Source organism: Pseudomonas atagonensis (assembly GCF_011369485.1).
Classification (GTDB): Bacteria; Pseudomonadota; Gammaproteobacteria; order Pseudomonadales; family Pseudomonadaceae; genus Aquipseudomonas; species Aquipseudomonas atagonensis.
Genome location: NZ_VXCA01000049.1, coordinates 1 through 14,660, shown reverse-complemented (window position 1 = coordinate 14,660; position 14,660 = coordinate 1). Strand labels below are relative to the sequence as shown.

General features: G+C 60.3%; 15 protein-coding genes and 2 pseudogenes. 10 read left to right on the top strand and 7 right to left on the bottom strand.

The genetic code is table 11. From position 1 onward, the window contains the following. The first annotated feature begins 138 nt into the window (after positions 1 to 138). Both F2P67_RS26850 and F2P67_RS26845 read left to right on the top strand, forming a co-directional pair. The gene (locus tag F2P67_RS26850; RefSeq protein ID WP_166226106.1) at positions 139 to 825 is read left to right on the top strand and encodes a cysteine hydrolase family protein; all 687 of its coding nucleotides are present in this window, start codon (positions 139 to 141) and stop codon (positions 823 to 825) included. Between the two features lie 111 nt (positions 826 to 936). Next, the gene (locus F2P67_RS26845) at positions 937 to 1,998 is read left to right on the top strand and encodes an AI-2E family transporter (protein ID WP_166226103.1); all 1,062 of its coding nucleotides are present in this window, start codon (positions 937 to 939) and stop codon (positions 1,996 to 1,998) included. Here the strand turns inward: F2P67_RS26845 and F2P67_RS26840 are convergent. The 3 genes from F2P67_RS26840 to F2P67_RS26830 all read right to left on the bottom strand — a co-directional run bounded on the left by F2P67_RS26840 (position 1,995) and on the right by F2P67_RS26830 (position 3,062). Continuing rightward, entirely contained in the window at positions 1,995 to 2,177 is a 183-nt protein-coding gene (locus F2P67_RS26840) for a hypothetical protein (RefSeq protein WP_166226100.1), read from the bottom strand. The two genes, F2P67_RS26845 and F2P67_RS26840, sit on opposite strands and share 4 nt — an antisense overlap. A 103-nt stretch (positions 2,178 to 2,280) precedes the next feature. Then, positions 2,281 to 2,475: a hypothetical protein gene (locus F2P67_RS26835; RefSeq protein WP_115147320.1), complete on the bottom strand. Its 195-nt coding sequence runs from the start codon at positions 2,473 to 2,475 to the stop codon at positions 2,281 to 2,283. A gap of 230 nt (positions 2,476 to 2,705) precedes the next feature. Next, complete coding sequence (locus F2P67_RS26830) at positions 2,706 to 3,062, bottom strand: hypothetical protein (protein ID WP_166226097.1); 357 nt, start codon at positions 3,060 to 3,062, stop codon at positions 2,706 to 2,708. A gap of 256 nt (positions 3,063 to 3,318) precedes the next feature. Here F2P67_RS26830 and F2P67_RS26825 point away from each other — a divergent pair, with 256 nt between their 5' ends. Next, positions 3,319 to 4,137 (top strand): shikimate 5-dehydrogenase, encoded by an 819-nt coding sequence (locus F2P67_RS26825; RefSeq protein WP_166226094.1) that lies wholly within the window; start codon positions 3,319 to 3,321, stop codon positions 4,135 to 4,137. Between the two features lie 213 nt (positions 4,138 to 4,350). Continuing rightward, positions 4,351 to 4,869, top strand: a complete 519-nt coding sequence (locus tag F2P67_RS26820) for a cupin domain-containing protein (protein WP_166226091.1) — start codon at positions 4,351 to 4,353, stop codon at positions 4,867 to 4,869. A 136-nt stretch (positions 4,870 to 5,005) separates the two neighbouring features. Here F2P67_RS26820 and F2P67_RS26815 read toward each other — a convergent pair whose 3' ends face one another. Continuing rightward, on the bottom strand, positions 5,006 to 5,653 hold the full coding sequence (locus F2P67_RS26815) for a YceH family protein (protein ID WP_166226088.1): 648 nt from the start codon (positions 5,651 to 5,653) through the stop codon (positions 5,006 to 5,008). A gap of 125 nt (positions 5,654 to 5,778) precedes the next feature. Between F2P67_RS26815 and F2P67_RS26810 the strand changes: the two genes are divergently transcribed. Next, positions 5,779 to 6,288 (top strand): DUF1993 domain-containing protein, encoded by a 510-nt coding sequence (locus F2P67_RS26810; RefSeq protein ID WP_166226085.1) that lies wholly within the window; start codon positions 5,779 to 5,781, stop codon positions 6,286 to 6,288. Between the two features lie 204 nt (positions 6,289 to 6,492). Here the strand turns inward: F2P67_RS26810 and F2P67_RS28165 are convergent, their stop codons facing one another. Together F2P67_RS28165 and F2P67_RS28160 are read right to left on the bottom strand one after the other, a co-directional pair. Next, positions 6,493 to 7,248 (bottom strand): methyl-accepting chemotaxis protein, encoded by a 756-nt coding sequence (locus F2P67_RS28165; protein ID WP_425511032.1) that lies wholly within the window; start codon positions 7,246 to 7,248, stop codon positions 6,493 to 6,495. A 102-nt stretch (positions 7,249 to 7,350) separates the two neighbouring features. Then, positions 7,351 to 7,497: pseudogene (locus tag F2P67_RS28160) on the bottom strand (HAMP domain-containing protein); the annotation flags it as partial. A gap of 1,592 nt (positions 7,498 to 9,089) precedes the next feature. Here F2P67_RS28160 and F2P67_RS26800 point away from each other — a divergent pair. From F2P67_RS26800 to F2P67_RS28150, 3 genes and pseudogenes are all read left to right on the top strand, one after another. Continuing rightward, positions 9,090 to 10,406, top strand: coding sequence for a Na+/H+ antiporter family protein (locus tag F2P67_RS26800; protein WP_166226079.1), 1,317 nt, complete (start codon positions 9,090 to 9,092; stop codon positions 10,404 to 10,406). 198 nt (positions 10,407 to 10,604) lie between these two features. Continuing rightward, a pseudogene (locus F2P67_RS28155) lies at positions 10,605 to 11,429 on the top strand (cache domain-containing protein); the annotation flags it as partial. Between the two features lie 36 nt (positions 11,430 to 11,465). Beyond that, positions 11,466 to 12,287, top strand: a complete 822-nt coding sequence (locus F2P67_RS28150) for a methyl-accepting chemotaxis protein (protein ID WP_425511031.1) — start codon at positions 11,466 to 11,468, stop codon at positions 12,285 to 12,287. A gap of 209 nt (positions 12,288 to 12,496) precedes the next feature. Here F2P67_RS28150 and F2P67_RS26790 read toward each other — a convergent pair whose 3' ends face one another. Next, positions 12,497 to 13,432 (bottom strand): LysR family transcriptional regulator, encoded by a 936-nt coding sequence (locus tag F2P67_RS26790; protein WP_166226073.1) that lies wholly within the window; start codon positions 13,430 to 13,432, stop codon positions 12,497 to 12,499. A 112-nt stretch (positions 13,433 to 13,544) separates the two neighbouring features. Between F2P67_RS26790 and F2P67_RS26785 the strand changes: the two genes are divergently transcribed. Both F2P67_RS26785 and F2P67_RS26780 read left to right on the top strand, forming a co-directional pair. Next, entirely contained in the window at positions 13,545 to 14,030 is a 486-nt protein-coding gene (locus tag F2P67_RS26785) for a DMT family transporter (RefSeq protein WP_166226070.1), read from the top strand. Positions 14,031 to 14,034: 4 nt separating this feature from the next. Then, positions 14,035 to 14,490, top strand: a complete 456-nt coding sequence (locus F2P67_RS26780; RefSeq protein WP_166226067.1) for a DMT family transporter — start codon at positions 14,035 to 14,037, stop codon at positions 14,488 to 14,490. Positions 14,491 to 14,660 lie beyond the last annotated feature (170 nt).

Below are 14,660 nucleotides of genomic sequence, written 5' to 3'. Positions count from 1 at the left end.
TTGATCTGTGTCTACGTTTCGATGCGTGGGGCGGGTCTGTGCAAAAGCAGCACAGATCATGTGCCGGTTTCGCGGTGTTCGAGGAGGCCAGGCCTGCTTAATCTTGGCTCATCCACTCCACTCAAAAAGGATTGCCCCATGCAACGTTTTACCCGTCGTCTCCTCGCTGCTTGTGCATTTTCCGGTGTGTTGGCCAGCACCACCGCCGTGGCCGACAGCCATCCGACCATCCGGGCGATGTCCGGCGCTACGCCGACCGATCATTTGCCGGCGGGCAAATCCGCACTGCTGGTGATCGATTTCCAGAACGAATACTTCAGCGGCAAGATGCCGATCCCGGACGGCGCGGCGGCGCTGGCGAAAACCCGTGAGCTGATTGCTTTCGCCGACAGCCACAAGATTCCGGTGTTCCACGTTCAGCACGTCGCTCCGGCCGGTTCGCCGGTGTTTGCCATCGATGGCGAGACGGTGAAGTTTCACAAGGATATGCAGCCACGCGCCACTGACGTGGTGCTGCAAAAGAACACGGTCAGTGTGTTCGGCAGCTCCGACCTGAATGAGCGCCTGAAGCAGTCCGGGATTGAAACAGTGATCGTCGCCGGCCTGATGACCCACGCCTGTGTCGCCGGCGCCGCACGGGATGCCGCGCCGCTGGGCTACAACGTGATCGTCGCGTCCGATGCCTCGGCAACCCGTGCAATCACTCGCGCCAACGGTGCTTCCATCGATAAGGACGCGCTGCACAAGGCAGCGCTGGCGGAAATCGAAGACACCTTCGGTGACGTGCTGAGCACCGGGCAGATCGTCAAGCTGCCGGTTCGATAAACAGCCGGTGCCGATCCGCAACTATGCTCCATGAATAAAGATGGCACTCGTGCACGCCCCGGCGGACTAACAACCGGGGCGTGCATGACGCCTGACTGACATGGACCGGACATGAACGTAAAGAGTTTTCAATTCAAATCCCTCACCGTACTGTTGGTGCTGGTCACGGTGGCCTTCATCTGGATCCTGTTGCCGTTCTACGGTGCGGTGTTCTGGGCGGTGATCCTCGGCATTCTGTTTGCGCCGATGCAACGCCGGCTGCAGATGAAATTCGGCTGGCAACGCAACGTAACGTCACTGTGCACCCTGAGCATCTGTCTGGTGATCGCGATTTTGCCGGTGATCATTCTCAGTGTGTTGCTGGTACAGGAAGGGGCGATGCTCTACAGCAACATCGAAAGCGGCAAGCTGGACGTCGCCGCGTACCTGGCGCAATTCAAACACAGCCTGCCGCAGTATTTTCAGCACTTGCTCGACCGCTTCGGCATGGGCGAACTCAACGGTGTGCGCGAGAAAATCGTCAAAACGGCGATGCAGGGCAGCCAGGTGCTGGCCAGTCAGGCATTTAGTTTCGGTCAGGGCACGTTCGAGTTCGTGGTGAGTTTTTTCATCATGCTCTACCTGCTGTTTTTCTTTCTGCGTGACGGCGCCGAACTGGTGCGCAAGGTGCGCATTGCGGTGCCGCTGGAAGAGCATCACAAGCGCCGTTTGCAGCTGAAGTTCAACCGCGTGGTGCGTGCGACAGTCAAAGGCAATCTGGTGGTGGCAATCACCCAAGGGGCACTGGGCGGGGCAATTTTCTGGTTTCTCGATATCCCCAGCGCGTTGCTGTGGGCGGTGTTGATGGCGTTTCTGTCGCTGTTGCCGGCGGTGGGGGCGGGGATTGTCTGGGCGCCGGTGGCGGTGTACTTCCTGCTCAGCGGGATGATCTGGCAAGGCGTGGTGCTGGGGCTGTTCGGGGTGTTCGTGATCGGTCTGGTGGATAACGTGCTGCGACCGATTCTGGTGGGCAAGGACACGCGCATGCCCGACTACATGATTCTGATCTCGACGCTGGGCGGGCTGGCGGTGTTCGGCCTGAACGGCTTTGTCATCGGGCCGTTGATTGCCGCGCTGTTCATGTCGAGCTGGGCGCTGTTCATTGAGACCAAGCCCAAAGTCCAGCTGCCTTAGGCGTGAAACGGCGCGCCGAGCATTTGCTGCGACAACGCCTGGGCGGCCGGCAATGAGGTCAGCGGGCCGCTGATCGCCTCGCCATCGCGCACCACATACCAGCAGGCGAGCAATCCCAGCGCTCTGAGCGGTGCCGGAACGGCGCTGCCGATGACAGACATGATTTGAACCTGAGCCATGACAAGAACCTCCATCAAACGATGGGGCTACCTTAGGGAATCGCTGTTCTCAGGGACAATCAACGCTTTCGATAGTGGTCATTGACGCCAGTGAGGGCTGGGTTCAATCGACCACTTGATCGAGCATCTGCATGACTTCGCGTTCGTTGAGCAAGCCTTTGTGCACCAGATTCTCCGCCAGCAGCGAAAGAAACTTGGCGCAGCGGTGACCTTCCAGATGCTTGAGCTCGGTCAGCGCGCTGTACACCTTGCTGGAGGTGCACAGGCCGACTATGCGGTGGGGGTTTTGCGTAGGCATGTCGTCGTCCTTGTTGTTATCAACCTGTTGTTTACGGACGGATTCAGATTGCAGTTCCGTCATGACAAAAAAATGACCGTTTTGTGGAAAAGTACATAACGGTCAACTCAATCATGCCGACTTTAGCGGTTGAAACTGTCCTCACAGCGACATTGAGACGATTTTTTCAGACGCTGGCCGACCGACGGTCATAAAAAAGCCCCGCTGTAAAAGCGGGGCTTTGTCTGCGATTACCAGCGTGGGCCGCCGTAATAGTGTGGCCGACCGTAGTAACCACGCGGCGGGCCGTAATACACCGGAGCCGGTTGCACATAAACCGGTTGTTGCACGTACACCGGCGCGGGCTGGTAGTAGACCGGTGGTGGCGGCTGTTGCACGTAAACCGGGGCCGGTTGCGCATACACCGGTGCCTGCTGCACGTATACCGGGCGATCCTGGTTGATGAGCGCCGAGCCGATGATGGCCGAGCCGACGATCGCGCCAAACACCGCCGGGCCTTGCCAGTAGTTGCCGCCATGGGCTTCTGCTTGCCCTGCGACAGCAAATGCACCGATCAGCAGGGCCACGATAGGGAGTTTACGAATCATGATAGTTCCTCGGTTCTTCGACCCGGCGGCTGGGCCTGCACCAGGCCCACAGTTGTCGCGGGGATACTTCTATGACAGCGAAATTCTGAAATTCAGCACAGCCGCCGGGTAAATTTTGTGTAAGGTCTGTACCGGCTTCTTTAACGGGCCGTTTCATGGCCGTTCAACACGCTGTAAACAGGCCTCTATGATCGTTCAGAACCCGATGGGCTGGCTAATCCCGTCCATCCGAAAGTGCGTTTGAAGGAGAAGTTTCATGCAGATGAACCCGAACAAAGACACTCAGCTGTGCATGTCCCTGTCAGGGCGGCCGGGGAATTTCGGTCTGCGTTTTCATAACCATTTGTATGAGCAGTTGGGCCTGAATTTCTACTACAAGGCCTTCAGCAGCCAGGACCTGACTGGCGCGGTCGGCGGGATCCGTGCCTTGGGTATTCGCGGCTGCGGCGTGTCGATGCCGTTCAAGGAAGCCTGCATTGCACTGGTCGATGAGCTGGACGCCTCGGCGGCGGCGATTCAGTCGATCAACACCATCGTCAACACTCAGGGGTATCTCAAGGCCTACAACACCGATTACATCGCCGTCGCCCAACTGCTCGAAACCCACGCGGTACCCAAGGACTCGACATTTGCCCTGCGCGGCAGTGGCGGCATGGCCAAAGCGGTGGCCAGCGCGTTGCGCGACGGTGGTTATAAAAATGGTCTGATCGTCGCCCGCAATGAACGCGCCGGGCGCGCCCTTGCGGACTCGCTGGGCTACCGCTGGCAGGCTGACCTGGGCGAAGAGCGGCCGCAGATGCTGATCAACGTGACTCCGGTGGGCATGGACGGTGGCCCGGAAGCGGGGCAGTTGTCCTTTGAGCCTGAAGTGATCGAAGCGGCAGAGACGGTGTTCGATGTGGTGGCAATTCCGTCGGAAACGCCGTTGATCGTGCGCGGCCGAGCGGAGGGCAAGCGGGTGATTACCGGGCTGGAAGTGATTGCGATCCAGGCGCTGGAGCAGTTTGTGTTGTACACCGGTGTGCGGCCGACCGAGGAGCAGTTTCAGGCGGCGGTGGCATTTGCCCGCAGCTGATTGATGGGGGAGGTCGCGCTGGCCTCTTCGCGAGCAAGCCCGCTCCCACAGGTGATCTCGGCCATATCTGGATTCTGTGTTGACTGGAGATCCTGTGTGGGAGCGGGCTTGCTCGCGAATGCCGCGACGCGGTGTCAGATCCTGTTCGCCTATACTGCCTCCCCGGCAAGCACAGACTTGCGCCCCACAAAAAAAACGTGACCGAGGCCCGCCATGCATCCACGCATCCTCAACCTGCATCAGGTCGAACTCGAACCGCTCCCGCAAGCCCTGGCGCCAGAAGGCGAAACCGCCGGGCGTTACCAGCAGCGCATGGCCCGCGTCGGTCAGCAACTCGGTGCGCAGAAGCTCGGTTATCGTTTGTACGCGCTACCGCCGGGCATGCGCGGCAGTCCGTTTCACAGCCATCGGGTCAATGAGGAAATGTTTTACGTGGTGGCCGGGGAGGGCGAGGTACGTCTGGGCGCGGAGCGTTTTCCGATTCGCGCAGGCGACGTCATCGCCTGCCCGCCGGGCGGCCCGGAAATGGCCCATCAGATCATCAATACCAGCCAGGCCGAGTTGCGTTACCTGGCGGTGAGTACCCAGCAGCAACCGGAGATTTGTGAGTACCCGGATTCGAATAAATACGCGGTGATGGATAACTTCACGGTCGATGCCGAGGGCAATGCGTCAGGCTTCGTTGCCGTGGCGCGGCAGGCGGATGGGGTGGATTACTGGGACGGCGAGTAGTACGCAGATACCAAAATTGATGAATAACCCCCTGTGGGAGCGGGCTTGCTCGCGGAGGCGGTGGGTCATTCAAAACGGATTTGACTGATCCACTGCATTCGCGAGCAAGCCCGCTCTCACATGGGATTCGTGTTGGTTACTCGAGGCGGGCCAGGCGTTCTTCCAGCGCGGCAATCCTCGCCTCCAGCTCTTCAATGCGTTCGACCGAGACGCCGCCACTCGCACCGCGCTCCTGAGGATTCTGCCGCGCCGACAAAATCGCCTCAATGTCCGCCGGATCGCCCAGCGCATGGGTATAGCGATCCTCGCGCTGACCGGCCTGACGCGGAATCAGCACCGCCAGGCCGCGCGCGATCAGGCGTTCCAGCTGATGCACGACCTGCTCGGCATCCTCGAAATCGTGCATGCGGCCGCTGCGGGTCAACAGTTCATTGACGGTTTGCGGGCCGCGCAAAAACATCAGTCCACTCAGAATCACCTGTGCCGGCACCAATTCCAGCGCCTTGTCGACCTTGTGCTCCCAGCGGTCGGCGCGACTGCCCATGACCAGTCTGGCAAAACCGCGACCTTCCAGGGCGCGCAGGCTCTGGCCGACCTGACCTTGCGTCAGGTTCATCACCGGCTCACGGCTGGTTTTCTGATTGCAGGCCAGCACCAGGGCGTTGAGGGTCAGCGGATAGGTTTCCGGGCTGGTCGCCTGTTTCTCGATCAGCGAACCCAGAATACGGATTTCCGTGGCGTTGAGCCGTGGCTCGTCGAAGGTGGATTCTTGTTCGGTGGTCATCGCGCGTTCCCTTTGCAGTCGAAGGCGCCTAGCCTAATCCTTGCCAAACAAAAGGCAAGCCGTGTGGTCATCAAGCATGGCTATAATCGCCTCCACGTTCCACCCAGCCACCACACGAGACTGCCATGACCATTTCCCTGTACGCCGCATCCGTCCCGGTTTTTCAACAAATGCTCAACGCCATGAGCGATGTGCTGAAGAAGGCTGAAGCCCACGCCACCGAGAAAAACATCGACCCGAACGCTTTCCTGCAAGCGCGCCTGTACCCGGACATGTTCCCGCTGGTGCGTCAGGTACAGATCGCCGTCGACTTCGCCAAAGGCGTTTCCGCACGTCTGGCTGAAGTCGAACTGCCGAAGTACGACGACACCGAAACCACCTTCGCCGAGCTGCAAGCCCTGATCGCCAAGGTTCTGGCCTTCATCGGCGAGATCAAGCCAGAGCAGATCAATGGCAAGGAAGGCATCGAAATCGTCACCCGTCCGGGCACGCCGAAAGAGAAGCGCTTCAGCGGCCAGTCTTACCTGCTGACCTACGGCCTGCCGCAATTCTTCTTCCACGTCACCACCACTTACGCGCTGCTGCGTCATAACGGTGTTGAAGTGGGCAAGCGCGATTACATGGGCGCGTTCTAACCATCAAAAACCCCTCACCCTAACCCTCTCCCGGGGGGAGAGGGGACTGACGGTGTTGTTTGTTCGAATTACACCGACCTGAACTATCAAGACGAACTCAGGTTTTGAACAGAACACAAATCAGCTCCCTTTCCCCCTCGCCCCCCTTGGGGGGAGAGGGTTGGGGTGAGGGGGGTATCCTACTGACACCCCGCAACCTGCGAATCAAACCCGGAACTGATCCATCAGACTCTGCTGCTGATTCGCCAGGCTATTGAGCGACTGGCTCACCCGCGCCGATTCGTTCGCCTGCCCGGACAACGACTCTGTCACATCACGGATCGTCGCCACGTTGTTGTTGATCTCTTCGGCCACCGCGCTCTGTTCTTCCGCCGCGCTGGCGATCTGCAGGTTCATGTCACTGATCACCGTCACTGCGTCGCCGATCTGGCGCAGCGCAGTCACGGCCTGACCCACCTGCTCGACGCTGCCCTGCGCCTGACGGTGACTATTACCCATCGAACCGACCACGTCTTGCGTGCCGGTTTGCAGTTGCTCAATCACCTGACGGGTTTCTTCCACCGACTCTTGCGTGCGGCGGGCGAGGTTGCGCACTTCGTCGGCGACCACGGCAAAACCGCGTCCGGCTTCACCGGCGCGCGCCGCTTCAATCGCGGCGTTGAGCGCGAGCAAGTTGGTCTGTTCGGCGATAGCGCGGATGGTTTCCAGCACGGTGCCGATCTTCTCGCTGTTGGCGGCCAGACCTTCAACCTGGATCATCGCCGCGCTCATGTCGGCGGCGAGGGTATCGATGCTCGCGGTGGTGCGGTCGATCACGGTCAGGCCTTGGCGGGTGGCGCGGTCGGCATCCTTGGCGGCTTCGGCGGCCTGCGCGGCGCTGCGGGCGACGTCTTGCGCCGTGGCGCTCATTTCGTGGGAAGCAGTGGCAACCTGATCGACCTGGCGGTATTGCTGTTCCATGCCGGCGCTGGTCTGGGTGGCAATGGCCGAAGACTGGTCGGCCGTGTTGCGTGCGTCCTGCACCGAGTGTTTTACCTCGGCAATGATCGGCTGCAGCTTGTCGAGGAACTTGTTGAACCAGCCGGCCAACTGACCGAGTTCGTCCTTTTTGTCGTAGGCCAGGCGGCGGGTCAGATCACCTTCACCGCTAGCGATGTCTTCGAGCATGTGCGCCACGCCGAGGATCGGTCGGGTCACACTGCGCGCCATCAGCCACACCAGCAACAGGCCGATCAGCGCGGCGAGTACGCCGAGGCTCAGTTCGATCAGCGTGCCGGACGTGTTGCTCGCGTCCAGTTGCTGCTTGAGGGCTTCGGCACGGCTGACCAGGACTTTTTCCGGTACGTCGAGCAACACGCCCCACGCCGGTCCGCCCGGGATTGGCTGGAACGGCGACAGCACTTTCAACTGACCGTTGGTGTGCAGGCTGCTGACGCTGGTGCTGGCGGCCAGCATACGCAGCAATTCGCTGCCGCTGGCCTTGTCCACTGCGTCGAGGCGCTGGCTGAGTTTGCCGGCGTCCGGGCTGTGACCGGCGAGCAGGCCGGCAGGGCTGATGATGCTCACGGCGGTCTGGCCGTCATAGAGCTTTTTGCTCGCGCCCTGACTGATCGCCTGCAGGCTGTTGAGGTTGATGTCGACCGACAGCGAGGCGATGACTTTGCCGTTGACCGTGAGCGGGAAGACGATGCTGGTCATCAGCACGTTCTGGCCGTCGATCACATAAAAGTACGGTTCGATCACGCACGGTTTGAGGGTGGCGCGCGGGCAAGTGAACCACGCATTGGCTGCCTGGCCGGAAGGGCCGGTGCTGGTGTCGGCCATGTCGCTTTCCGGCAGCGCCATCGAGGTGACTTTGCCCGGTGTCGGCTGCGACCAGTAAAGGGCGAAGCGGCCCTTGTCGTTGCTGCCGAGTTCGGCTTGCCCGGCGAACAGTTCGTCCTTGCCGTCCAGTGCGTTGGCTTCGAACACCAGCGACAGACCGAGCAGATCCGGGTTGGCTTGCAGGGCCGATTTGACCTGACGGGTCATGTCTTCGCGCAGGTCGAAGGCATCAAGGAAACGCTTCTCGGCCTGTTCACGCAGGAACAGCACCTGACGCGAGAAACCGTGGCCGTACTGATAGGCGTCCATGAATTGCTGGCGAATGCCGGCGGCTTGCACTTCGCCCTGAGACTCGATGCGCGCCTGCGCCGATTCGGTGAGCATCTCCATGCTGGAGGCCTTCACCAGCTCGGAGCTGTGCTCCATGCGGTACAGCGAAAGACCCACCAACAGGGTCACGATACCGGCCAGGCACAGCCCGGCGAGCAGGGTGATTTTCCATTGGATGGAAAGTTGTCTGAGCGACATGGAGACGTCCTTATTCGATAAATATCTGAGACTTTGCAATGTAACGGCCGTGTTTCGGCTTTCTTTATCCTTGAAACACAATATGACCAATTGCCGCATGTTGTGGCTGGAATCCCCTTTTTTGCGTTCGTGTATCTTGTGGCGAGGGGATTTATCCCCGTTCGGCTGCGAAGCAGTCGTAAAACCTGCCAATACGATTTTTCCTGAACGATCGCATGGGGCGGCTTCGCCACCCAACGGGGATAAATCCCCTCGCCACAGGGAATATCTTATCTACAGAAAGATTTCAGCCATTGCGCAGCAGGCAGTTGTTTTGACACCGCCGCCACTCTGCGGCACAGTGCGCGCCCTTCTAATAAGACCCTCTTTGCAAATCCGCCGGTGAATCGTTGGCGGACTCATCCTGTCTGGCGGTGATGTTTCCATCGCAGTGTTTTTGAGGTAGTGAAATGAATGCAGTGATTGCAGCAGTCGGCGTCATGCTGATCCTCAGCCTGTCCCGCGTGCACGTGGTGATCGCTCTGATCGTCGGTGCGCTGGTCGGCGGCCTGACCGGTGGTCTGGGCATCGACGCCACGCTCAAGGCGTTCAACAGCGGGCTGGGCGGCGGCGCGACGGTGGCGTTGTCCTACGCGTTGCTCGGCGCTTTCGCCGTGGCGATTGCCAAGTCGGGCCTGGCCCATGCGTTGGCCGATAAAGCTCTGGCGATGGTCGACCGGCAGCACAGCACCGGTGGCGGCAGCGTCAAATGGCTGCTGATCGGCCTGTTGTGGGTGGTGGCGATTGCCTCGCAGAACATCCTGCCAATCCACATTGCGTTCATTCCGCTGCTGGTGCCGCCTCTTCTATATGTGCTGACCAAGCTGCAACTGGATCGCCGCTTGATTGCCTGCGTCATGACTTTCGGCCTGATCACCCCGTACATGTTTTTGCCGGTGGGCTTCGGCAACATCTTCCTCAATGAGATTCTGCTGGCCAACGTTGCACGCAGCGGCGTCGACATCAGCGGCATCAATGTCACCCACGCCATGGGCATTCCGGCGCTGGGCATGGTGTTCGGCCTGGCGATGGCGTTCATCAGTTACCGCCAAAAGCGTGTGTACGACCTGACGAAGATCGAACAGGTCGAGCAGGTCGCGGTGCAATACAACCCGATGAGCTTGATGATCGCCGGCGTGGCCATCGCAGCGGCGTTCATCGTTCAGTTGTTGCTGGACTCGATGATTATCGGTGCGCTGGCCGGCTTCCTGATTTTCTCGGTGTCCGGCATCGTCAAGTGGCGCGAGACCGATGACCTGTTCACCGAAGGCATGAAAATGATGGCGATGATCGGCTTCATCATGATCGCCGCCTCCGGTTTTGCCGAAGTGATGAAGGCCACCGGTGAAGTGCAGACCCTGGTCGAGTCGTCGGCGTCGTGGATCAATCACAGCAAGGGTGTCGGTGCCTTGCTGATGTTGCTGGTAGGGTTGCTGGTGACCATGGGCATCGGTTCGTCGTTCTCCACCGTGCCGATTCTGGCAGCGATTTTCGTGCCGCTGTGCGTGCAACTGGGTTTCAGCCCCTTGGCCATTGTCTGCATCGTCGGCACGGCCGGCGCACTGGGTGACGCCGGTTCGCCAGCCTCGGATTCGACCCTCGGGCCGACCTCAGGCCTGAACATCGACGGCCAGCATCACCACATCTGGGACACCGTGGTGCCAACGTTCCTGCACTACAACCTGCCGCTGCTGGCGTTCGGCTGGGTGGCCGCGATGATCCTCTGACCACCACAAATCCCAAACTGTGGGAGCGGGCTTGCTCGCGAAGGCGTCGTGTCAGTCAACATTTGTGTTTCTGATACACCGCCTTCGCGAGCAAGCCCGCTCCCACTGGGATGTGAGGCATCTCCAGACTCAACTTTTGCTTGCGTGTGCCGTTAAAGCCTTTAACCACGCCAATAAAATCAAAAGAGTGAGCCCCCCATGCGCCTGAGCCTCAAGGCTAAAGTCCTGTCCCTTGCCGTCCTTCCGGTGTTGCTCTTTGCGTTGGTCATCAGCCTGACGACGCTGTTCATCCTCCAGGAGCAGGCGCACAAAGAGGTTGAGCAGACCCGCGAACGTCTGCTCGCCGACGCCAAAGCCACCCTGCAAAGTTACGTCGCCGTGGCGATGACCACCATCAAACCGCTGTACGACGCAGCCGCTCCCGGTGACGCCGAGGCGCGAGCGCAGGCGATCAAGCTTTTGTCGGGCATTCGCTACGGCAAGGACGGCTACTTCTTCGGCTACGACTCCGAGACCGTGCGCCTGTTCAAGGCCAACGACCCCGAAGGCGTGGGCAAAAGCTTCAAGGACAACCGCGATCCGAATGGCGTCTACGTCAATCGCGGTCTGGTCAGCGTGGCCAAGGATGGCACTCACTACCTGCAATACAGCTCTCCACTGCCGGGCAACGCCCAGGTACTGGTGCCGAAACTCGGTTACACCGAATACCTGGCAAAGTGGGACATGGCCGTGGGTACGTCGGTGAATCTCGACGGCATCGAAGCGCAAGTTGCGCTGGTCGAGGCGCAAGTGCAGGAACGCATGCAAGGCGTGGTGCTGAGCATCGTCGGCGTCGCGGTGGTGGTGCTGTTGGTGATCGCGGCTGCGGGAATGCTGCTGGCCAATACCATTCTGCGCCCGCTGACCCTGATGAAAGCCAACCTCGACGACATCGCGGCGGGCGAGGGCGATCTGACGCGGCGTCTGAACATCACCAGCCAGGACGAACTCGGCGAGCTGGCCGGCTCGTTCAATCGCTTCGTCGACAAAATCCATGGCCTGGTGCGGCAGATCACCGAGATGACCACGCAACTGACCGGGCTGGTCACGCAGGTATCGGATCAGGCTCAGCGCTCCGATCAGGCGATGGAACGTCAGCGTCACGAGACCGATCAGGTCGCCACGGCAATCAACGAAATGTCCGCCGCCGCTCAGGAAGTCGCCAAGAGCGCGCAGAACGCTGCCGTCGCGGCACAACAAACCGATGAAGAAGGCCAGAGCGCCAAACGTGTGGTGGCCGGCAGCATCAAACAGATTCATGCGCTGGTCGATGACATCCGCAACAGCGGTGTGTCACTCGACAGCCTGCAGCAGGACGTGACCTCGATTGTCGGTGTGCTCGGGGTGATTCGTTCGATTGCCGAGCAAACCAATCTGCTGGCATTGAACGCGGCGATCGAAGCGGCGCGGGCTGGTGAAGCCGGGCGCGGATTTGCGGTGGTGGCCGATGAAGTGCGTGCGCTGGCCAGTCGCACGCAAATCAGCACCCAGGAAATTCAGGGCATGATCGATCGCTTGCAGGCCGGCACGCAGTCGGCGGTCGAGGCGATGCGCCGTTCCAGCGAGGCGGGGGATGGCACTTCAGCGCAGGCCAATCAGGCCGGTGCATCACTGGATACGATGGCCGAGCTGATCGCGACGATCAACTCGATGAACGCGCAGATCGCCAGTGCGGCGGAAGAGCAGACGGCGGTGGCCGAAGAGATCAACCGCAGCGTGCATCAGATTGCGGTGGCGGTGGACAGCGTGGCGGATGAGACACAGTTGGGGGCGCAGACTTCGCGCAGTCTGGCGGAGTTGGGGCAGCGGTTGGGCAAGTTGGTGGGTCAGTTCCGGATCTGACCCCTGAAAGCCCCCTCACCCTAGCCCTCTCCCGGAGGGAGAGGGGACTGACCGCAGTGTCTTGCGCTAAACGCCGACCTGAACGACCGAGCCGATTGTGGATTCAAAGCAAATCTTTCAGGTCGGCGTATTTCTCCAATACCCCCAATCGGTTCCCTTTCCCTCCGGGAGAGGGCTAGGGTGAGGGCTGGCTTTTGACTTTGGCGAGTTCAGGGTCTGTCCCAATACGGCACTTCGCCAAAGCATTCGATAAAGAAATCAATCACCGTCCGCACTTTCACCGACAACCGCCGGCTCCCCGGCCACAGCACGGCAATCTGCTGCGGCTCCAGACTGTTCGACACCTGATAATCCCCCAGCACCGGCACCAGCGTGCCTTCGCGCACTGCTTCGCCGATCAGCCACGACGGAAACATCACCAGCCCCAGGCCTTGTTCGGCGGCTTGGGTGAGGGTGTCGGCGTGGTTGCCGGTGATCGGGCCTCTGACCGAGTACGGCGTCCAGTCCTCCTGACCCTGGCGGAAAAACCAGCGCTGCTGGCCGGTCGCGCCTTTGTAGGCCAGGCATTGATGCCGGGCGAGATCTTCGGGATGCTGCGGTGTGCCGTGGCGTTGCAGGTACGCCGGGCTGGCGGCGACCTGAAAGCGGTGCGGCGCAAGAATCCGTGCCTGCATGCTCGAGTCGTGCAGCGGGCCGATGCGGAACAGCAGGTCGGCGCCTTCCTGCAGCGGATCGACGTAGTGGTCGGTCTGCTGAATATCCAGTTGCAGCTTCGGATAACGCTCGCACAAGCGACCGAGCCATGGCGTCAGGTGCCGCTGGCCGAAGACTACCGGGGCGTTGATGCGCACCAGTCCCGTGGGTTCGCTTTGCTGTTCCTGCAACGCCTGTTCGGCCTCTTCAAGTTGCACCAGCACCAGTCGCGCATGGTGACCGAGCATGCGCCCGGCTTCGGTCGGAGTCACGGCGCGGGTGTGGCGGTAGAGCAATTGCTGGTTCAGCGCCTGCTCCATCAACTGGATCTGCCGGGAGATCGACGAGGGCGCTACACCTTCGCGGCGGGCGACTTCGGAAAAACTGCCGTGGTCGAGCACCGCCACAAACAGCCTGAGTGCCTTGAATCCCAGTTCATTGAGCCCGTGCATGGATCATCCTGCTGTGCGAGTTACGCAAAAGTGTTGTCCGGATGCTCCCATTTATCGCACAGCGGCGCCAACCCATAATTCGCGCCATCGTTTATTGGCTTGGGTATTTGTGATGCAGACGTTGGATGAAGTGAGTGTGAGCGCGCCGGCGGTCAAACCGGGGTTGCGTTTGTTGCTGTTGCCGCTGGTGATTCTGGCAGGCATGGGTTTGTCGGTGGAGGCGGGGTTGCTCGGGCCGTTGGGCGCGCAGGTCGGACATCTGTGGGCGACCTTGAGCATCTTCGGCGTCGGGTCGGCGATTCTGTTTTTGCTGCTGTTGTTTGCAGGGCCGCAGAAAGGCCCGGCACTGACCGATCTGCCGCGCTGGCAGTTGATTGGCGGATTTCTGGGGCCGATGTATGTGGTGGTGCTGACGTTGGCGACGCCGCATATCGGCATTGCGATGACGATGATCGCGATTCTTTCCGGTCAGGTTGGCAAGAGTGTGTTGATCGACCATTTCGGCTGGTTCGGCGCGACGCGCAAGAAGGTCAATGCCGAGCGCTGGCTGGCGTTGGGGTTGATTGTGGTGGCACTTGTTTTGATTGCGCGGGGTTGATGAGATGAGTCTGGTTATTTTGTTGGCAGTGGTGGTGCTGGCCGGTGCGGTGTTGAGTGTGCAGGCGGCGATCAATGGGCGCCTCGGTGAGACGGTCGGGGTGTTGCGCAGCAGTTTGCTGACGTTTGTGGTGGGTGCGGTTTCGACCGGGTTGTTGATTTTGTTTTTTGAGCCGGCGCAGGCGGTGAGTCTTTTGGACGTGCCCAAGTGGCAGCTTACCGGGGCGCTTTTTGGGGTGGTTTACATGATGGTGATGGTTGGGGCGGTGCCTGTGGTGGGGACGGCTGTGGCGACGGTGGCGGTGATTGTCGGGCAGCTGGGGATGGGGATGCTGATTGATAATTTTGGCTGGTTGGGGAATCCGGCGATTGAGCTTTCGTTTTCTCGGGTGTTGGCGATGGTTTGCCTGGGGTTGGCTTTGGTTTTTATGTATCGCAGTGGTTTGCGTCGCTCTGATTGATTTGGGTTTTGGGGGCATATCCGTTGCTGCGGTAACGGCTGCTTAGGGTTCCGCCCTTACGGCGGGTCACTTTGGCAAACGCCCCAAAGTAACCAAAGGTCTTTTGCCCTGACGTACGGCCCTCGCTAAGGCTCGGGTTCCTTCGCTCCGGGATCAAGATCAAGAGCGGT

Coding starts and splice junctions, on each gene's coding strand:
- F2P67_RS28150 (WP_425511031.1), top strand. CDS start 11,466: ATGACCACGCAACTGACCGGGCTGGTCACGCAGGTATCGGATCAGGCT.
- F2P67_RS26785 (WP_166226070.1), top strand. CDS start 13,545: ATGCAGACGTTGGATGAAGTGAGTGTGAGCGCGCCGGCGGTCAAACCG.
- F2P67_RS26810 (WP_166226085.1), top strand. CDS start 5,779: ATGACCATTTCCCTGTACGCCGCATCCGTCCCGGTTTTTCAACAAATG.
- F2P67_RS26780 (WP_166226067.1), top strand. CDS start 14,035: ATGAGTCTGGTTATTTTGTTGGCAGTGGTGGTGCTGGCCGGTGCGGTG.
- F2P67_RS26825 (WP_166226094.1), top strand. CDS start 3,319: ATGCAGATGAACCCGAACAAAGACACTCAGCTGTGCATGTCCCTGTCA.
- F2P67_RS26835 (WP_115147320.1), bottom strand. CDS start 2,475: ATGCCTACGCAAAACCCCCACCGCATAGTCGGCCTGTGCACCTCCAGC.
- F2P67_RS26800 (WP_166226079.1), top strand. CDS start 9,090: ATGAATGCAGTGATTGCAGCAGTCGGCGTCATGCTGATCCTCAGCCTG.
- F2P67_RS26815 (WP_166226088.1), bottom strand. CDS start 5,653: ATGACCACCGAACAAGAATCCACCTTCGACGAGCCACGGCTCAACGCC.
- F2P67_RS26790 (WP_166226073.1), bottom strand. CDS start 13,432: ATGCACGGGCTCAATGAACTGGGATTCAAGGCACTCAGGCTGTTTGTG.
- F2P67_RS28165 (WP_425511032.1), bottom strand. CDS start 7,248: ATGGAACAGCAATACCGCCAGGTCGATCAGGTTGCCACTGCTTCCCAC.
- F2P67_RS26830 (WP_166226097.1), bottom strand. CDS start 3,062: ATGATTCGTAAACTCCCTATCGTGGCCCTGCTGATCGGTGCATTTGCT.
- F2P67_RS26845 (WP_166226103.1), top strand. CDS start 937: ATGAACGTAAAGAGTTTTCAATTCAAATCCCTCACCGTACTGTTGGTG.
- F2P67_RS26840 (WP_166226100.1), bottom strand. CDS start 2,177: ATGGCTCAGGTTCAAATCATGTCTGTCATCGGCAGCGCCGTTCCGGCA.
- F2P67_RS26850 (WP_166226106.1), top strand. CDS start 139: ATGCAACGTTTTACCCGTCGTCTCCTCGCTGCTTGTGCATTTTCCGGT.
- F2P67_RS26820 (WP_166226091.1), top strand. CDS start 4,351: ATGCATCCACGCATCCTCAACCTGCATCAGGTCGAACTCGAACCGCTC.